The organism is Streptomyces sp. AMJ-169 (assembly GCF_055597585.1).
Map to the genome: position 1 here is coordinate 333,079 of NZ_JBVLTJ010000009.1, position 15,037 is coordinate 348,115.

Genomic DNA, 15,037 nt, shown 5'->3' on the forward strand with positions numbered 1-15,037 from the left:
ACGCCCGCGCGTACGCCGATCCGTACGCCGTCCAGCGCTCCGCCCCGCCCCCGGCATGATCCGCAGGAACCCGCCCCGACCCCGCCCGTTAGGGTCGGAGCATGGCAACTCCTGACTTCATCCGCACGCTCCGGGCCTCCGCCGGCCGTCAACTGCTCTGGATACCCGGCGTCACCGCCGTCGTCTTCGACGGGGACGGCAGGGTGCTGCTGAACCGCCGTACGGACACCGGAGGCTGGTCGGTCCTCGGCGGGATCCCGGACCCGGGCGAGCAGCCCGCGGTGTGCGCGGTGCGGGAGGTCTTCGAGGAGACGGCCGTGCGGTGCGTCGCCGAACAGGTCGTCCTCGTACAGGCGTTGGAGCCCGTCACGTACCCGAACGGCGACGTCTGCCAGTTCATGGACATCACGATCCGCTGCCGGGCCGTCGGCGGCGAGGCGCGGGTCAACGACGACGAGTCGCTGGAGGTCGCCTGGTTCGCCGTCGACGACCTGCCCGACCTGCCGGAGTTCGCGCTCACCCGGATCAAGCAGGCCCTGACCGAGGGCCCCACCTGGTTCGAGGACCCCGCTCAGAGCGCGTAGCCGCCGTCCACGCCGAGCGCCTGCCCGGTGATGAAACCGGCCCGGCCGGACGCCAGGAACACCACGGCCTCCGCGACGTCCCGCGCCGCGCCGAACCGGCGCAGCGGGATGTTGCGCCGGGCCACCGCCAGCGCCGCGCCGTCGAGTTCGCCGCTGCCGATCAGCCGCGCCCCGATCCCGTCGGTGAGCATGCCGGGCGCGACGCAGTTGACGCGGACGCCGTACCGGCCCTCCTCGGCGGCCAGCGCCCGCGCGACCGCCTCCACGGCCCCTTTCACGCCCGACGACAGCCCGTCCCGCACGGGGAAGCGCCGGGTCGCGACGGTCGTCACGGCGACGACGCTGCCCCGGCTCGCCCGCAGCAGCGGCAGCGCGGGGTGCACGAGGTTGTAGAACGCGACGGCGTCCCCTTCGAGTTGGGCCCGGTAACGGGCCGGGGGCACCTTGCTGAGGTGCGTCATCGGCACGTGCGGCCCGGCCGCGTAGACGAGCGTGTGCAGCTCATGTCCGGCCACAGCGCGGGCAGTTGCCTCCTCGTCGGCCAAGTCCAGCCGCACGGCGGTCGCTTGAGTCTCCTGGGCCAGCCGATCGGCCGCCGCCCGGTCGGAGCGGTAGGTGAAGACGACCTCGCTGCCCCGCTCCGCGAGCAGCCGTACGACGGCCGAGCCGACCCCGCCCGTGCCGCCCGCGACGAACGCCACCCCGGCCCGCGCCGCGAAGTCGCCCATCTCCCTCACAGCCCGAGGGACTTGGCGACGATGACCTTCATGACCTCGCTCGTCCCCGCATAGATCCGGGTGATCCGCGCGTCCGCGTACAGCCGCGCGATCGGCTGCTCCAGCATGTAGCCGTAGCCGCCGAAGAGTTGGAGGCAGCGGTCGACGGCGCGGCCCTGGACCTCCGTGCAGAACAGCTTGACCTTCGCCGCGTCGGCGCCGGTGAGACAGCCGTCGACGAGGTCGAGGACGGCCCGGTCGAGCAGCGCCTGAGCCGCCGCCAACTCCGTCGCGACCGAGGCGAGTTCGAACTTGGTGTTCTGGAAAGAGGCGACCGGGCTGCCGAACACCTTGCGCTCCTTGACGTAGGCGACGGTCGTATCGAGCGCCGCCCGCGCCTGCGCGACCGAACCGACCGCGACCGTCATCCGCTCCTGCGGCAGATTGTGGCCCAGATACGAGAACGCCCGCCCCTCCTCGCCGAGTTGGTTGGCGACGGGCACCCGCACCTCGTCGAAGAACAGCTCCACCGTGTCCTGCGCCTTGATGCCCAGCTTGTCCAGGGTCCGGCCGCGCGAGAAGCCCGGCATACCGTCCTCGACGACGAGCAGCGTGAGCCCGGCCCGCCGGTCGCCGGGGACGTCGGCGGTGCGGGCCACGACGATCACCAGATCGGCGAGGAGCCCGCCGGTGATGAACGTCTTGGCCCCGCTGAGGACGTAACTGTCCCCGTCCCGTACGGCGGTTGTCCGGATGCCGGCGAGGTCGGAGCCGGTGCCGGGCTCGGTCATCGCGATGGCCGTCAGCAGCCGCCCGGCGGCCAGACCTGGGAACCAGCGGCGGCGCTGCTCGTCGCCGGCATAGGCGAGGAAGTAGGGGAGGACCACGTCGAGTTGGGTGCGGACCGTGCCCAACGTGACCAGCGCGCGGGCGGCTTCCTCCTGGAGGACGACGTTGTAGCGGTAGTCGGGCTGACCGCCGCCGCCGTACCCCTCCGGTATCGCCATCCCCAACAGGCCCAGACCGCCGAGGAGTTCGAAGAAGGAACGGGGGATGCGGCCGGACTTCTCCCAGTCCGCGTAGTGCGGGACGACCTCCTTGGCGACGACGTCCCGGACCAGTTCCCGGAACGTCTCATGATCGGCGGTGAAGACTTCACGGCGCACAGTGACTCCCCTGGTCAGTCGGCGAGTTCGACGAGAGTGGCGTTCGCGGTGCCGCCGCCCTCGCACATGGTCTGAAGACCGTAACGGATGCCGCGCGTCCGCATGTGGTGGATCATGCGCGTCATCAGGACGGCCCCCGAGGCGCCCAGCGGATGGCCGAGGGCGATGGCGCCGCCCAGCGGATTGACCAGCGCCGGGTCGGCTCCGGTCTCCGCCAGCCACGCCAACGGCACTGGTGCGAAAGCCTCGTTGACCTCGAAGACCCCTACGTCGGACAGGGCGACGCCCGCCTTCCGCAGCACCTTCTCCGTCGCCGGGATCGGTCCCGTCAGCATCAGCACCGGATCGGAGCCGGTGACCGCGCCCGCCCGGTGCCGCACCAGCGGCGCGAGCCCCAACTCCCTTGCTTTCTCAGGGGTGGTGACCAGCAGCGCCGACGCCCCGTCCGAGATCTGCGAGGAGTTGCCCGCGTGGATCACCCCGCCCTCCTGGAACGCCGGCCTGAGCCGCGCGAGCGTCGCGGTATCGGTGCCGCGCCGTGCGCCCTCGTCGGCGGTGACCCCGGCCACCGGCACGAGCTGCCCGCCGAAGGCCCCCGCGTCCTGCGCGGCCGCCGCCCGCTCGTGGGAGAGGGCGGCGAAAGCATCCAACTCGCCCCTGCCGAAACCCCACTTGCGCGCGATCAGCTCGGCGGAGAGCCCCTGGTTGAAGGAGAACTCCCCGTACCGCGCCAGGACTTGCGGCCCGTACGGCGCCCCGCCCGCCTTGGCCGCGCCCAGCGGGACCCGGCTCATCGTCTCCACCCCGCCCGCGACGACCAGGTCGTACTGCCCCGAACGGACCGACTGGACGGCGAACTCCAGCGCCTGCTGGCCCGATCCGCAGGCCCGGCCGACCGTCGTGCCGGGCACGCTCTCCGGCCAGCCCGCCGCGAGCACCGCGTACCGGCCGATGTTGCCCGACTGGTCGCCGACCTGGGCGACACAGCCCCAGATGACGTCGTCCACGGCGGCCGGGTCGATGCCGGTGCGCTCCACGAGGGCGGTGAGGACGGCGGCGGAGAGGTCGACGGGGTGGACGGCGGCGAGCCCGCCGCCCCGTTTGCCGACGGGGGTGCGCAGGGCGGCGACGACGGCTTCGCGGGTCATGGGTTCTCCTTCTCGCTGGACGTCGGGCCCGCCCACCGCCCCGTGAAGTGCGCCGGACGCCCCTCCAAGAACGCGGCGAACGCCTCCGGAGCGTCTGTGGAGGCGAAGTTGACGGCCTGGGCGCGCGCCTCGTGCGCGAGCGATTCACGCAGGGTGCCGCCGGACTCGTGGAGCAGCGCCTTCGTCTGGGCCAGCGCGACGGGCGGCCCGGCGGCCAGCCGCGCGGTGACGTCGGCCGTGAAGGCGTCCACCTTCTCCGCGTCCACCACCCACGTCACCAGCCCCAGCTCCCGCGCCTGCGCCGCGTCGACCGTCTCCGCCAACAGGGCCAGCCGCTTGGCCTGTTGGAGCCCGACGAGCCGCGGCAGCAGCCAGGACCCGCCGAGGTCGAGGGAGAGCCCGCGGCGCGCGAAGATCTGCGCGAACGTCGCCTCAGGGGTCGCGACGACCAAGTCGCAGCCCAGCGCGAGGTTCCAGCCCGCGCCGACGGCAACTCCCGTGACCTTGGCGACCGTTGGCACGGGCAGCTCATGCAGCAGCAGGGCCACGTCGGTCAACGTCCGCATCCGGTACAGGGGATGCTCCGCACTCACGCCCCGCGAGAGGTCGGCGCCGGAGCAGAACGCGCCGCCCGCACCCGTGAGGACCAGCGCCCGCACCGACCGGTCACCGCCCGCGTCGGCCAGCGCCCGCCGCAACTCCCCCCACAACTGCGGGTCGAGGGCGTTGCGGCGGTGCGGCCGGTTGAGCGTGAGGGTGCGCACGCCGTCCGCGTCGTCGATCAGCAACGAGGTCACCGGACGACTCCCCGGTCCCGGAGATCCGCGATCTCCCGTTCCCCGTAACCGAGTTCGGCGAGCACGGCGTCCGTGTGCGCGCCGAGCGCGGGCACCGGGCCCATCGGCGGGTCGTAGCCGGCGAGCACCGGGGGCGGCAGCAGCGCGGGCACCGGTCCGGCCGGGGTGCCGACCTCGCGCCAGCGGTCGCGGGCGGCGAGGTGCGGGTGACCGAGGACGTCCCGGGCCGTGTTGTAACAGGAGTTGCCGATGCCGGCCGCGTCGGCGCGGGCCTGGACGTCCGCCAGCTCGTGCCGGGCGCACCAGCCGGCGATCGCCGCGTCCAGCGGCTCGCGGTGCGCGACACGGCCCGCGTTGGTACGGAAGCGCGCGTCGTCCGCGAGGTCCGGCCGGTCGATCAACTCCCTTGCCAGGCGCTGCCATTCACGGTCGTTGGTGGTGCCGAGGACGACGGTCCGCCCGTCGGCGGTGCGGTAGGCGCCGTACGGCGCGACGGCCGGGGAACTCATGCCGAGCGGCTGCTGTTCGACCCCGGAGTGGCGGGTGTACGTCAGCGGGTAGCCCATCAGTTCGGTCATCGCGTCGAAGAGGCTGACCTGGACGGGCGCGCGGGTGCCGGCGTACAGCTGGGCCAGGATCGACAGGGCCGCGTACAGGCCGCTGGTCAAGTCCGCTACGGGCGGGCCGGGTTTGGCGGGGGAGCCCGGGGTGCCGGTCACCGAGCAGACGCCGGACTCGGCCTGGACGAGGAGGTCGTAGGCGCGCTTGTGGGAGAGGGGCCCGCCGGGACCGTAGCCGTCGATCTCGGCGGCGATCAGATGCGGGTGCCTCTTCGCCAACTCAGCCGGAGAGAAGCCCAGTTGAGTGGTGGCGCCGGGGGTGAGATTCGAGACCAGGGCGTCCGACTTCGCCAGGAGGCGGTGCAACACCTCTTTGCCCTCGGGGGACTTGAGGTCCAGGGCCACCGACTCCTTGCCCCGGTTGGCCCAGACGAAGTGGGCGGCGAGGCCGTTGACGACGTCGTCGTAGTGGCGGGCGAAGTCGCCGCCGCGCGGGTGCTCCACCTTGATCACGCGGGCGCCGAAGTCGCCGAGCGTACGGGTGCACATGGGGGCGGAGACGGCCTGTTCGAGGGCGACGACCGTGACGCCGGTCAGCGGGCCGTCCATGTCAGGCCGTCCCGAAGCGGGCGCGCAGTTCGTGCTTGAGCACCTTCTGGCTCGCGTTGCGCGGGAGTTGGGCAACCACGCGGACATGGCGGGGCACCTTGTAGTTGGCCATGTGCGCGCGGGCCCACGCGACGACCTCCCGCTCGGTGACGCGGGCGCCGGGTCTCGGTACGACGTAGGCGCAGCCGACCTCGCCGAGCCGGGTGTCGGGGACGCCGATGACCGCGACCTGGGCCAAGTCACCGTGTTCCAGCAGCAGTTGCTCGATCTCGGCGGGGTAGGCGTTGAAGCCGCCGACGATGTACATCTCCTTCGCGCGGTCCACGACCGACAGGTTGCCCGCCGTGTCGAAGCGCCCGATGTCGCCGGTGCGCAGCCAGCCGTCGGCGGTGACGGCCTGCGCGGTCGCCTCGGGGTCGTTCCAGTAGCCGCGGGTGACGGTGTAGCCGCGGACCAGTATCTCCCCGCTGTCCGGGGCCAGTTGGACCTCGACGCCGGGGATCGGGCGGCCGGTGGTGCGGGCGGCGGTGTCCTCGCTGTCACCGGGACGGGTGGAGGTGACCAGGGCGCTCGCCTCGGTGAGACCGTAGGCGCTCAGGACGGTGTCGAAGGAGAGGTCCTTCTTCATCGCGTGGATCAGCGACTCGGGGATCATGGTCCCGCCCGTCATCGACACCCGCAGCGACGACAGGTCGCGGCGGGCCCGGTCCGGGTGGTTCAGGAGGTCGTGGAAGACGGTCGGCGGACCCAGCAGGATGCTCACCCGCTCCTGCTCGATGGCCTCCAACGCCCTTGCCGCGTCGAAGACTTGCACGGGGAGCACGGTCACCCCGCGCAGGAAGGACGCCAGCCAGCCCGCCTTGTAGCCGAAGCAGTGGAAGAACGGCGGGACGACCAGAAAGCGGTCGCCGGCGGTGAAGCCGTACTCCGCGCCCATCCAGCCGTAGGCCCGTAGCGACTGCCCGTGGGTGAGGATCACCCCCTTGGGCCGGCCGGTGGTGCCGGAGGTGAACATCAGGTCGGCGATGTCATCAGGGGTGAGCCGGCCGATCGCGGCGTGGGCCTCCGCAGCACTCAAGTCACCGCCCCCGCCCAGGAATTCGGCGACCGGAACGCGCGCACAGCCGTCGAGTGCGCCCAGCTCGGCGAGGTAGTCCCGGCCCAGGAACGGCGCCGCCAGCACGACCTTCGCCCCCGAAGCCTTCAGCACATACGCCAACTCGCCCGCCTTGAAACGGGTGTTGAGCGGTACGACAATCCCTCCCGCGCCCTGGACGCCGAGCGCGGCGAGGATCCACTCCGCCGAGTTCGGCGCGCACAGCCCGACCCGGTCACCGGGCCCGACACCCAGCGCCAGCGCCGCCCGCACGGCACCGAGCATCCGGTCAGCCAACTCCCGGTAGCTCAGCCGGAGTTCACCGTCGACGAGGGCGATCGCGGAACCGTACCTAGCCCCGGCGGCTCGGACCGCGTCGGGGATGCTGCGGGGTTCGACGTCGCGATGCACGCTTCAGGCCCCCTTCGGGCTCGGCAGCCGCAGCAGCCGCTTGGCGATGATGTCGCGCTGGATCTGGGACGTCCCGCCGTACACGGACGCCGCCCGCGCGTAGAGATAGTCGGCGAACAACTCCCCTACAGGGCCGCGCACTTCCTCCGGGAACACCTTCAACGCCGTCGTGTACAGCCGCTGTTCGGCCCGGGTCATCAGCAGCTTGTCGACCGACGACTCAGGACCCACCGGACGTCCGGCGAGCCGTTCGGCGGTCCGCCGCCGGGCGTGCGCGACGAGCACCCCGTAGTCCACGACACACCGCCCGACCTCCGACAACAGCCCCTCGGGGAGCGGCCGTTCACGGATCTCGGCCCGGATACGCTCGATCAGCAGCCGGTACCTGGACAGATGCCCGGTGTCGAGGGCGTTGCGCTCGTACGACACCGTCGTCATCGCCAGCGGCCAGCCGTCGCCCTCCGCGCCCACCCGGTCCGCGTCGGTCAACTCGACGTCGTCCAGGAAGAGTTCGCAGAACTCGTCGTCGCCGTTGGCCGCGCGCAGCGGGCGTACGGTGACGCCCGGGCGGTCCAGGGGCAGGGCGAAGGCCGTGATCGAGGTGTGCCGGGGTGCGGGCGGGCCGGTGCGGGCGAGGAGGAGGCAGTAGGCCGAGTACTGGGCGTAACTCGTCCAGAGTTTCTGGCCGTTGACCGTGTAGCGGCCGTCGGTCCCGCGTTCGGCGCGGGTGGTGAGGCCGGCCAGGTCGGAGCCGGCGCCGGGTTCGCTGAAACCCTGGCACCAGACGTCGGCGCCGGACAGCATACGGGGGAGCAGCCGGCGGCGCTGGTCCTCGGTGCCGAACTCCAGCAGGGCGTGGGCGAGATAGCCGATCCGGGGGACACCCGGGGCGCCGCTCGCCCCCAACTCGTCGCTGATCGACACTTGGTGAAGAGGTGTCAGGCCACGTCCGCCGTACTCCTCGGGGACGTCCAGGCCGACCCAGCCGCCCGAGTGGAGCTGCCGGTGCCAGCGGTGCAGGAAGGCCGGGAGGGGTTCGCCCGGGGTGCGTTCGGGGAGGGGGTGGGCGGCCAGCCAGGTACGGAAGTCCGCGCGGAGCCGTTCCAGGTCGGCCGGGTCGCCGTAGTGCAGGGGCGTGTCGTCGGTCATCGGGGCGGCTCCGGGGCGGCCAGGGCGGTCAGGAGGCCGGGGCCCGAGAAGAGGCCCGCGTCGACGAGGACCCGGCGCAGGTGCAGGTGGGCGGGGTGTTCCCAGGTCTGCGCGATACCGCCGAACACCTGCGCCGCCGCCTGCACCGCTTCCACCGCCGACGAGTCGGCCTCGGCCTTGGCCACTCGGGCGGCGGTCAGGGCAGCGGCCGGGGGTTCGTGGTCCAGGCACCAGGCGGCGTAACGGGTGGCGCTGACGCAGGCCTCGGTGAGGACCGTCGCGTCGGCGAGGAGGTGCTGGACGGCCTGGAACGAGCCGATGGGGCGGCCGTATTGGTGGCGGTCGCGGGCGTAGGCGGTGGCCTGCTCGACCAAGGCGCGGGCCGTGGCGGTGAGTTCGCTCGCCATGATGACCAAGGTGTATGCCTGCCAACGCTGTTGGGCTTCGGGTGAGAGCTTGCCGATGGGGTCTCCGGGGCCGCTGATCTCGTGCGCCGTGCGCAGGAGGTCGGCCGTCCGGGTCGCCGGGCCCAACTCGTGCCGGGTGACCGTCCCTTGGGGGTCGACGTACAGGGCGCTGTCGGCGCCGTCGCAGTCCCAGGCCAGGGACTCCGTGACGGCCACGGTCGGGCGGCCCTCGCCCAAATGGCCGGTCAGGCTCAGGAGTTGGGGAGCGAGGAGAGTCGTCCCGAGGAAGGACGTCGTCAGCAGGGCGCGGGCGTGTTCCTCGGCGAGGAGGGCGCGTTCCTGGACGGTGGCCGCCTGGTGCAGCTCGGCCAAGCCCAGGGAATCCAGGGACAGTTGGGCCTTCTCCCGGGACTCGGGGGTGATCTCGTCGGGCGAGGTCACCGCGTGGCGGGCGGCGAAGGTCCGGAGCAGCTCGCGGACCAGCGTGAACTCCTCGGGCCGCACGCTCAGTTCTCCTTGCGGGCGAGCCGGTCGAGGGCGCGGACGTGGTCGGGGCTGGTCATCGTGGCGCGTTCGGCGTGCAGCGCCGCCTCCATCGCGCCCCGGGAGACCTGCTCGACCAGCACCGCGAGCGCCGCCTTCGTGGCGCGCAGGGCCTCGGGCGGCTGGGCGGCGAGCCGGCGGGCCAGCGCGAGGGCTTCGGGGAGCAGCTCCGGCGCGAGCAATACCCGGTTCGCCAGGCCGAGTTGAACCGCCGTCGCGGCCGGGACGCGGTCGCCGGTGAAGAGGTACTCCTTGACCCGCAGCAGACTCGTCAGCAGCGGCCAGAGGGTGACCCCGCCGTCGCCCGCGACCAGCCCGACCGAGATGTGCGGGTCCGCCAGGTAGGCGTGCTCGGCCATGAGGACCAGGTCGCAGCCCAGGGCCAGGCTGCAACCCAGGCCCACGGCAGGGCCGTTGACGGCCGCGATCACCGGCAGCGGGAAGCGGATCAGCTCCGTCTGGATCGTCCGGTCGAGCCGGATCGACCGCTCCCGCAGCTCCGGGTCGGCGGGGTGGCGGCGCAGATGGTCCAGGTCGCCGCCCGCGCTGAACGCCCGCCCCGCCCCGGTCAGGACGACGGCCCGCGCCCCGCCGTCCGCCGCCAGCTCGCGCCACACCTCCGACAGACGCTGATGCAGCTCCGCCGAGACGCTGTTGAGCCGGTCGGGGCGGTTCAGGGTGACGATGCGTACGTCGCCGTCGGCGTCCACGGTCAGGACGGGGCTCACGTCGGTCATGGGGCGATGATAGGAAAGGTCAGACCGGATGTGTCAATGGCGTTGCGCGGATTAGAGAATGGAATTCTCGCACCGGCGCTGGGCAGCCGGCAACCGGCAACGGCGAGCGGTGTCCGGCAACGGCAAGCGGTGTCCGGCAACAGCGAGCAGCCACCCCCTACAGCGAATGCCGCCCGTCCACCCCCGCCACCGCCCGCGCGAACCCGCACACATGCCGCCTCATCCGCCGCCGCGCCGCCTCCTCGTCCCCCTCCCGGATCGCCTCCGTGATCCGAGAGTGCGCGCGAACCGTCACCGCACGGACATCGGCGTCCAGGAACGACTCAAGATCGGTCGCCGCATGGATCGCCTCCGACAGCGCGCTCATGAACCCGATGAGCAGTTCGTTCCCGCCGGCCCGCGCGACGGCGTTGTGCCAGCGGACGTTGGCCCGCAAAAACCGCTGGATGCCCGCCCCGTCCGCCCCGGCATCGACCAACTCCCGCCCCGCCGCGTCCAGTTCGGCGAGGTCGGCGTCCGTCCGGTGGACGGCGGCCAGCGCCGCGCACGCCGGTTCGATCGCCTCGCGCGTCTCGTGGAGCGCGTCGAGCCGGATGCGCTGCCCCCGGATGACGAGCTGGACGGTGCCCGCGACCGCCTCCCGCCCGGGCCGCCGTACGAAGGCGCCGCCGCCGCGGCCGGGCCGGATCTCCACCAGCCGCTCGACCTCCAGGATGCGCAGCGCCTCGCGCACGGTCGCCCGGCTCAGCCTTGTCTGCTCGACCAGTTGGCGTTCCGGCGGCAGCGCGGTGCCCTCTTCGAACTCCCCGGAGAGGATGCGCTCACGGACCTCCGCCGCGAGGACGTCGGACGCCTTGGGGACGGTGAGCGTCCCGAACGTCGGGACGGACACGGGGGGTTCGGCGCTCGGCACAGGCTCGGCCCTCTCGTCGTACGGCTGGTTCGGCCGGGCCATTGAACACAGCGGGGCGGGGTGCTGTCACATGACCAACCCGCCGTCCACCGGCAGGACTTGGCCGGTCACGAACGATGCCGCGTCCGAGGCGAGGAACACGAACGCCCCTGCTATTTCCTCCGGTTGGGCCCAGCGGCCGAGCGGGATGCGGGCCAGCATGCGGTCGGCGAAGCGCGGGTCGGTGCGGATGGTCTCGGTCATCGGGGTCGCGGCGAGCGGGGCGAGGGCGTTGACGAGGATGCGGCGGCCGGCCAGTTCGCGGGCCAGGGACTTGGTGAGGCCGACGATCCCGGCTTTCGCGATCGAGTAGTTGACCTGCCCGAGCGTGCCGGTCAGCCCCGCCGAGGAGGTGACATTGACGATCCGGCCCGTGCCGTCCGTCGGCAGGAACGGCAGCGCGGCCCGGGCACAGCGGAACGCGCCGAGGACATGGACGTCGACCAGGCGGCGTACGGAGTCCTCGGAGAGTTTCTCGAACATCGCCGGGTCGGTGACCCCGGCGTTGTTGACCAGGATGTGCAGCCGGCCACCGGACAGGGCCGCCGCGCGGGCCACCGCCGCCTCCGCCGCCGCGCGGTCCTGGACGTCGAGTGCTGCCCAACCGGCCTTGTGGCCCGCCGAGTTGAGACGGTCGGCGACGGCGGCGGCCCGTTCGGGGTCGACGTCGGTGACGAGGACCGCCGCCCCGGCGTGCGCGAGCGCCTCGGCGACGGCCGCGCCGATGCCGCCCCCGGCGCCGGTCACGAGGGCGGCGCGGCCGGTGAGTTCGAACAGGGACATCAGCAACTCCTTTGTCTGCAAGGGGAGTTCAGTAACTCCTCGGCAGCCCCAGCACATGCTCGCCGAGGAAGCTGAGGACCATCTCCTGGCTGACCGGCGCGATCCGCGTCAGCCGGGCCTCGCGGAAGTAGCGGGCGACGTCGTACTCCTCGGCGTAGCCCATGCCGCCGTGGGTCTGGAGCGCGCGGTCGGCCGCGGTCCACCCGGCGTCCGCGCACAGGTACTTGGCGGTGTTGGCCTCGCGCGCGCAGGGCCGGCCGTGGTCGTACAGCCACGTCGCCTTGCGCAGGACGAGTTCGGCGGCGTCGAGGCGGGCGAGGGAGTCGGCGAGCGGGAACTGGAGGCCCTGGTTCATGCCGATCGGGCGGCCGAAGACCTCGCGTTCACGGCCGTAGCGCACCGCCTTGGCGAGGGCGATCCGGCCGATGCCGAGCGCTTCGGCGGCGATCAGCATGCGCTCGGGGTTGAGGCCGTCGAGGAGGTGGCGGAAGCCCTGGCCCTCCTCGCCGACGCGGTCCTCGACGGGGACGCGGAGGTCGTCGATGAACAGTTCGTTCGACGTCACGGCGTTGCGGCCCATCTTCGCGATCGGACGGATCTCGATCCGACTCCGGTCGAGATCGGTCAGAAACAGCGTCATTCCGTCCGTCCGCTTCTCGACCTCGTCGCGCCGCGCGGTGCGGGTGAGCAGAAGGATCTTCTCCGACTCGACGGCCTTGGAGATCCACACCTTCCGCCCGCTGACGACGTAATGGCCGCCCTCGCGCCGCGCGTACGTCGTGATCCGCGTCGTGTCGAGCCCCGCGCCCGGCTCGGTCACCCCGAAGCAGACGTGCAGATCACCGCTCGCGATCCGGGGCAGCGTACGGCGTTTCAGCTGGTCGGAGCCGTGTACGACGACCGGGTGCATCCCGAAGACCGACATGTGGACCGAGCTTGCCGCGTTCATGCCGCCGCCCGAGCGGGCCACCTCCTCGAGCAGGAGGGTCGCCTCGGTGATGCCGAGGCCGTGGCCGCCGTACTCGGCCGGGACGGTGATCCCGAGCCAGCCGCCGGCCGCGAGGGCGGCGTAGAACTCGGTCGGGAACGTGTGCTCGCGGTCGTGCACGCGCCAATAGCTGTCGTCGAAAGGGCGCAGCAGACCGGCGACCGCCTTGCGGATCGTCTGCTGGTCCTCGGTGAGTTCGAAGTCCACGGCGGGCCTCTCTGCCGGTGGCCGACGGGGTGAGCACCACTAAAGGTCGGACCGAAAGCGGCGGTCAAGGTGTCGGAGACTCTTACTTGCCAAGAATGAGAATGCTATTCTCGCCTGTCATCGGCAGAGCGGAGGCCTGACGTGGAGTTCGAACTCGACGACGAGCAACGGCTGTTGCGCCGCACCGCCCGCGAGACGGTCGCCAAGCTGCGGGACCGCCCGGCGGGCGACCAGTGGGCGACGTACCGGAGACTCGGCTGGCTCGACGTACCCCCGCTCGAACTCGCCCTCATCCTGGAGGAGTTGGCCTACGCCGCCGACCCCACCCCCTTCCTCGCCACCACCACCTGGTTCGCCCCGCTCACCGGCCGCCTCCCCCATGGCAGCGGTACGGCAGTCTTCGACGGCACCGGGCGCCACGTCCTCGACGCCGACCGGGCCGACGAGATCGCGCTGCTGACCTCGGACGGCGTACGCGTCGTCCCCGGGGCGCGGCTCGCCGCCGAACGCGTCCCCGTCATCGACCCCCGCCTGCACGTGGCCCACGTCGAGGCACCCCAACTCGTGTCAGGCGTACCCGACTTGGCGCTCACCGGACTCGCCGCCACCATCGTCGGCGCCTGCCGGAAAGTCCTCGATCTGGTTCTGGAGCATGTGAAGAACCGCCGCCAGTTCGGCCGGCCCCTCGGCTCCTTCCAGGCCGTCCAGCACAAGGCCGCCGACATGTACGTCGCCCTCGAACGCGCCCGCGCCCTCACCCACTTCGCCGCCCTCACGATCGCCGAGGACGACGAACGCCGCACCGGCGCCGCGCACATGGCGAAGGCGGCGGCCGGCGAGTGCCAGCAGGTGTGCTTCCGCGGCGGCCTCCAGCTCTTCGGCGCGATGGGCTTCACCTGGGAGAACGAACTCCAACTCCACCTGAAACGCGCCCAGTCGTGCGATCTGCTGCTCGGCACCGCGGCCGTGCACCGCAGGGCACTGCTGGCCTCATGAGAGAAGGGCGCTGGCTTCATGAAACTCGCCGACGACCCCCAAGTCACCGAATTCCGCGTCCGCTTCACGGCTTTCCTCGACGCCCGCCTCCCCGCCGAGGCCGAGGCGCGGACCCGCTCCCGCTCCAGTGCCGACGTCCCCGCGTGGTCCCGCCGCTGGCAGCGCACCCTCTTCGACCACGGCTGGCTGCTCCCGGGCCAGCCGCCGCAGTACGGCGGACAGCACGCGACCCTGCCCCAACAGCTCGCGCACCTTGAGGAGTTGGCGCACCGAGGGATCTACCTCAGCTTCAACCCCCAGGGCCTCGGCATCGTCGCCGCCAGCCTCCTCACCCACGGCACCGAGGAACAGAGACGCCGCTGGGCGATCCCCCTCCTGCGCGCCGAGATCACCGCCGCGCTCGGCATGAGCGAACCGGAAGCGGGCTCCGACCTCGCCTCCCTGCGCACCCGCGCCGCCCTCAGGGACGGCCACTTCGTGGTGAACGGCCAGAAGATCTGGACCTCCGGCGCCCATGACGCCGACGTCCTGCTCGCCTTCGTCCGCACCGACCCCGACGCCCCCAAACACCGGGGCATCAGCGCCCTGTTGATCCCGACGGCCACCGAGGGCGTCGTCCGCAGGCCCTTCGGGTCGATCGTGGGCGAGGGGGATCTGGACTTCAACGAGGTGTTCTTCACGGACGTCCGGGTGCCCCGGGAGAATCTGGTCGGGCCGCTCCACGAGGGGTGGAAGGTCGCCAACAACTCCCTTGGCCACGAACGGACGTTGCTCTGGCTGTCGTACGCCGAGCGGCTCGAGGAACTGGTGCGGGACGCGGCCGGGGTGGGGGCGGGGCAGGAGTGGTACGCGACGCTGCTCATGGACCGCACCGCGCTCAGACTGCTCGGGTACCGCCAACTAGGGCCCGACCGGAGCCCGTTCGAGGTCTCCGTGCTCAAACTCCTCGGCTCCGAGGCCGTCCAGAGCGCCTCGCTGCACGCGCTGGAGGCGCACGGCGCCGAGGCACTGCCGCACCCGGCCCGGACCGGGCCGTACCAGCACATGAACAACGAGGCGTTCAGCGCGAGTTGGTTCGAGCGGTACGCCCGCAGCTTCGCCGGGACCATCGCCGGCGGGACCAGTGAGATCCAGCGCACCATCATCGCCGAACGCATTCTCGGCCTGCCGCGACAGGGGACGTGAGCC

Annotated in this window: 15 protein-coding genes; 3 read left to right on the forward strand and 12 right to left on the reverse strand. The window is 72.1% G+C overall.

What is annotated here, in order from left to right; translation table 11 throughout:
- Positions 1-101: 101 nt before the first annotated feature.
- Entirely contained in the window at positions 102-584 is a 483-nt protein-coding gene (locus tag ACYUD3_RS23800; RefSeq protein WP_470973083.1) for an NUDIX hydrolase, read from the forward strand.
- Here the strand turns inward: ACYUD3_RS23800 and ACYUD3_RS23805 are convergent.
- The 12 genes from ACYUD3_RS23805 to ACYUD3_RS23860 form a co-directional block, all read right to left on the reverse strand.
- Positions 572-1,312: an SDR family NAD(P)-dependent oxidoreductase gene (locus ACYUD3_RS23805; RefSeq protein ID WP_470973085.1), complete on the reverse strand. Its 741-nt coding sequence runs from the start codon at positions 1,310-1,312 to the stop codon at positions 572-574. The two genes, ACYUD3_RS23800 and ACYUD3_RS23805, sit on opposite strands and share 13 nt — an antisense overlap.
- A gap of 5 nt (positions 1,313-1,317) precedes the next feature.
- Positions 1,318-2,466: an acyl-CoA dehydrogenase family protein gene (locus tag ACYUD3_RS23810; protein WP_470973087.1), complete on the reverse strand. Its 1,149-nt coding sequence runs from the start codon at positions 2,464-2,466 to the stop codon at positions 1,318-1,320.
- 14 nt (positions 2,467-2,480) lie between these two features.
- Positions 2,481-3,614, reverse strand: a complete 1,134-nt coding sequence (locus ACYUD3_RS23815; RefSeq protein ID WP_470973089.1) for a thiolase family protein — start codon at positions 3,612-3,614, stop codon at positions 2,481-2,483.
- Positions 3,611-4,411 carry an enoyl-CoA hydratase/isomerase family protein gene (locus tag ACYUD3_RS23820; protein ID WP_470973091.1) on the reverse strand — a complete coding sequence of 267 codons (801 nt, stop codon included), beginning with the start codon at positions 4,409-4,411 and terminating at the stop codon, positions 3,611-3,613. Before ACYUD3_RS23820 ends, ACYUD3_RS23815 begins: the two co-directional genes overlap by 4 nt.
- A complete protein-coding gene (locus ACYUD3_RS23825; RefSeq protein WP_470973093.1) occupies positions 4,408-5,580 on the reverse strand; it encodes a CaiB/BaiF CoA transferase family protein in 1,173 nt (390 codons plus the stop codon). Before ACYUD3_RS23825 ends, ACYUD3_RS23820 begins: the two co-directional genes overlap by 4 nt.
- Before the next feature lies 1 nt (position 5,581).
- On the reverse strand, positions 5,582-7,087 hold the full coding sequence (locus tag ACYUD3_RS23830) for an AMP-binding protein (protein ID WP_470973095.1): 1,506 nt from the start codon (positions 7,085-7,087) through the stop codon (positions 5,582-5,584).
- Positions 7,088-7,090: 3 nt separating this feature from the next.
- Positions 7,091-8,236 (reverse strand): acyl-CoA dehydrogenase family protein, encoded by a 1,146-nt coding sequence (locus ACYUD3_RS23835; protein WP_470973097.1) that lies wholly within the window; start codon positions 8,234-8,236, stop codon positions 7,091-7,093.
- On the reverse strand, positions 8,233-9,147 hold the full coding sequence (locus ACYUD3_RS23840; protein ID WP_470973099.1) for an acyl-CoA dehydrogenase family protein: 915 nt from the start codon (positions 9,145-9,147) through the stop codon (positions 8,233-8,235). The genes ACYUD3_RS23835 and ACYUD3_RS23840 overlap by 4 nt, the downstream gene beginning before the upstream one ends.
- Positions 9,148-9,149: 2 nt before the next feature.
- Positions 9,150-9,923 (reverse strand): enoyl-CoA hydratase/isomerase family protein, encoded by a 774-nt coding sequence (locus ACYUD3_RS23845; protein ID WP_470973101.1) that lies wholly within the window; start codon positions 9,921-9,923, stop codon positions 9,150-9,152.
- A gap of 157 nt (positions 9,924-10,080) precedes the next feature.
- Entirely contained in the window at positions 10,081-10,878 is a 798-nt protein-coding gene (locus ACYUD3_RS23850) for a FadR/GntR family transcriptional regulator (RefSeq protein ID WP_470973103.1), read from the reverse strand.
- A 24-nt stretch (positions 10,879-10,902) separates the two neighbouring features.
- On the reverse strand, positions 10,903-11,658 hold the full coding sequence (locus ACYUD3_RS23855; RefSeq protein ID WP_470973104.1) for an SDR family NAD(P)-dependent oxidoreductase: 756 nt from the start codon (positions 11,656-11,658) through the stop codon (positions 10,903-10,905).
- Between the two features lie 28 nt (positions 11,659-11,686).
- Positions 11,687-12,853: an acyl-CoA dehydrogenase family protein gene (locus ACYUD3_RS23860; protein ID WP_470973106.1), complete on the reverse strand. Its 1,167-nt coding sequence runs from the start codon at positions 12,851-12,853 to the stop codon at positions 11,687-11,689.
- Positions 12,854-12,994: 141 nt separating this feature from the next.
- On the opposite strand from ACYUD3_RS23860, the gene ACYUD3_RS23865 reads away from it, so the two are divergent.
- Complete coding sequence (locus ACYUD3_RS23865; RefSeq protein ID WP_470973108.1) at positions 12,995-13,849, forward strand: acyl-CoA dehydrogenase family protein; 855 nt, start codon at positions 12,995-12,997, stop codon at positions 13,847-13,849.
- Positions 13,850-13,867: 18 nt separating this feature from the next.
- Positions 13,868-15,034: an acyl-CoA dehydrogenase family protein gene (locus ACYUD3_RS23870; RefSeq protein ID WP_470973109.1), complete on the forward strand. Its 1,167-nt coding sequence runs from the start codon at positions 13,868-13,870 to the stop codon at positions 15,032-15,034.
- The last annotated feature ends 3 nt before the right edge of the window (positions 15,035-15,037 follow it).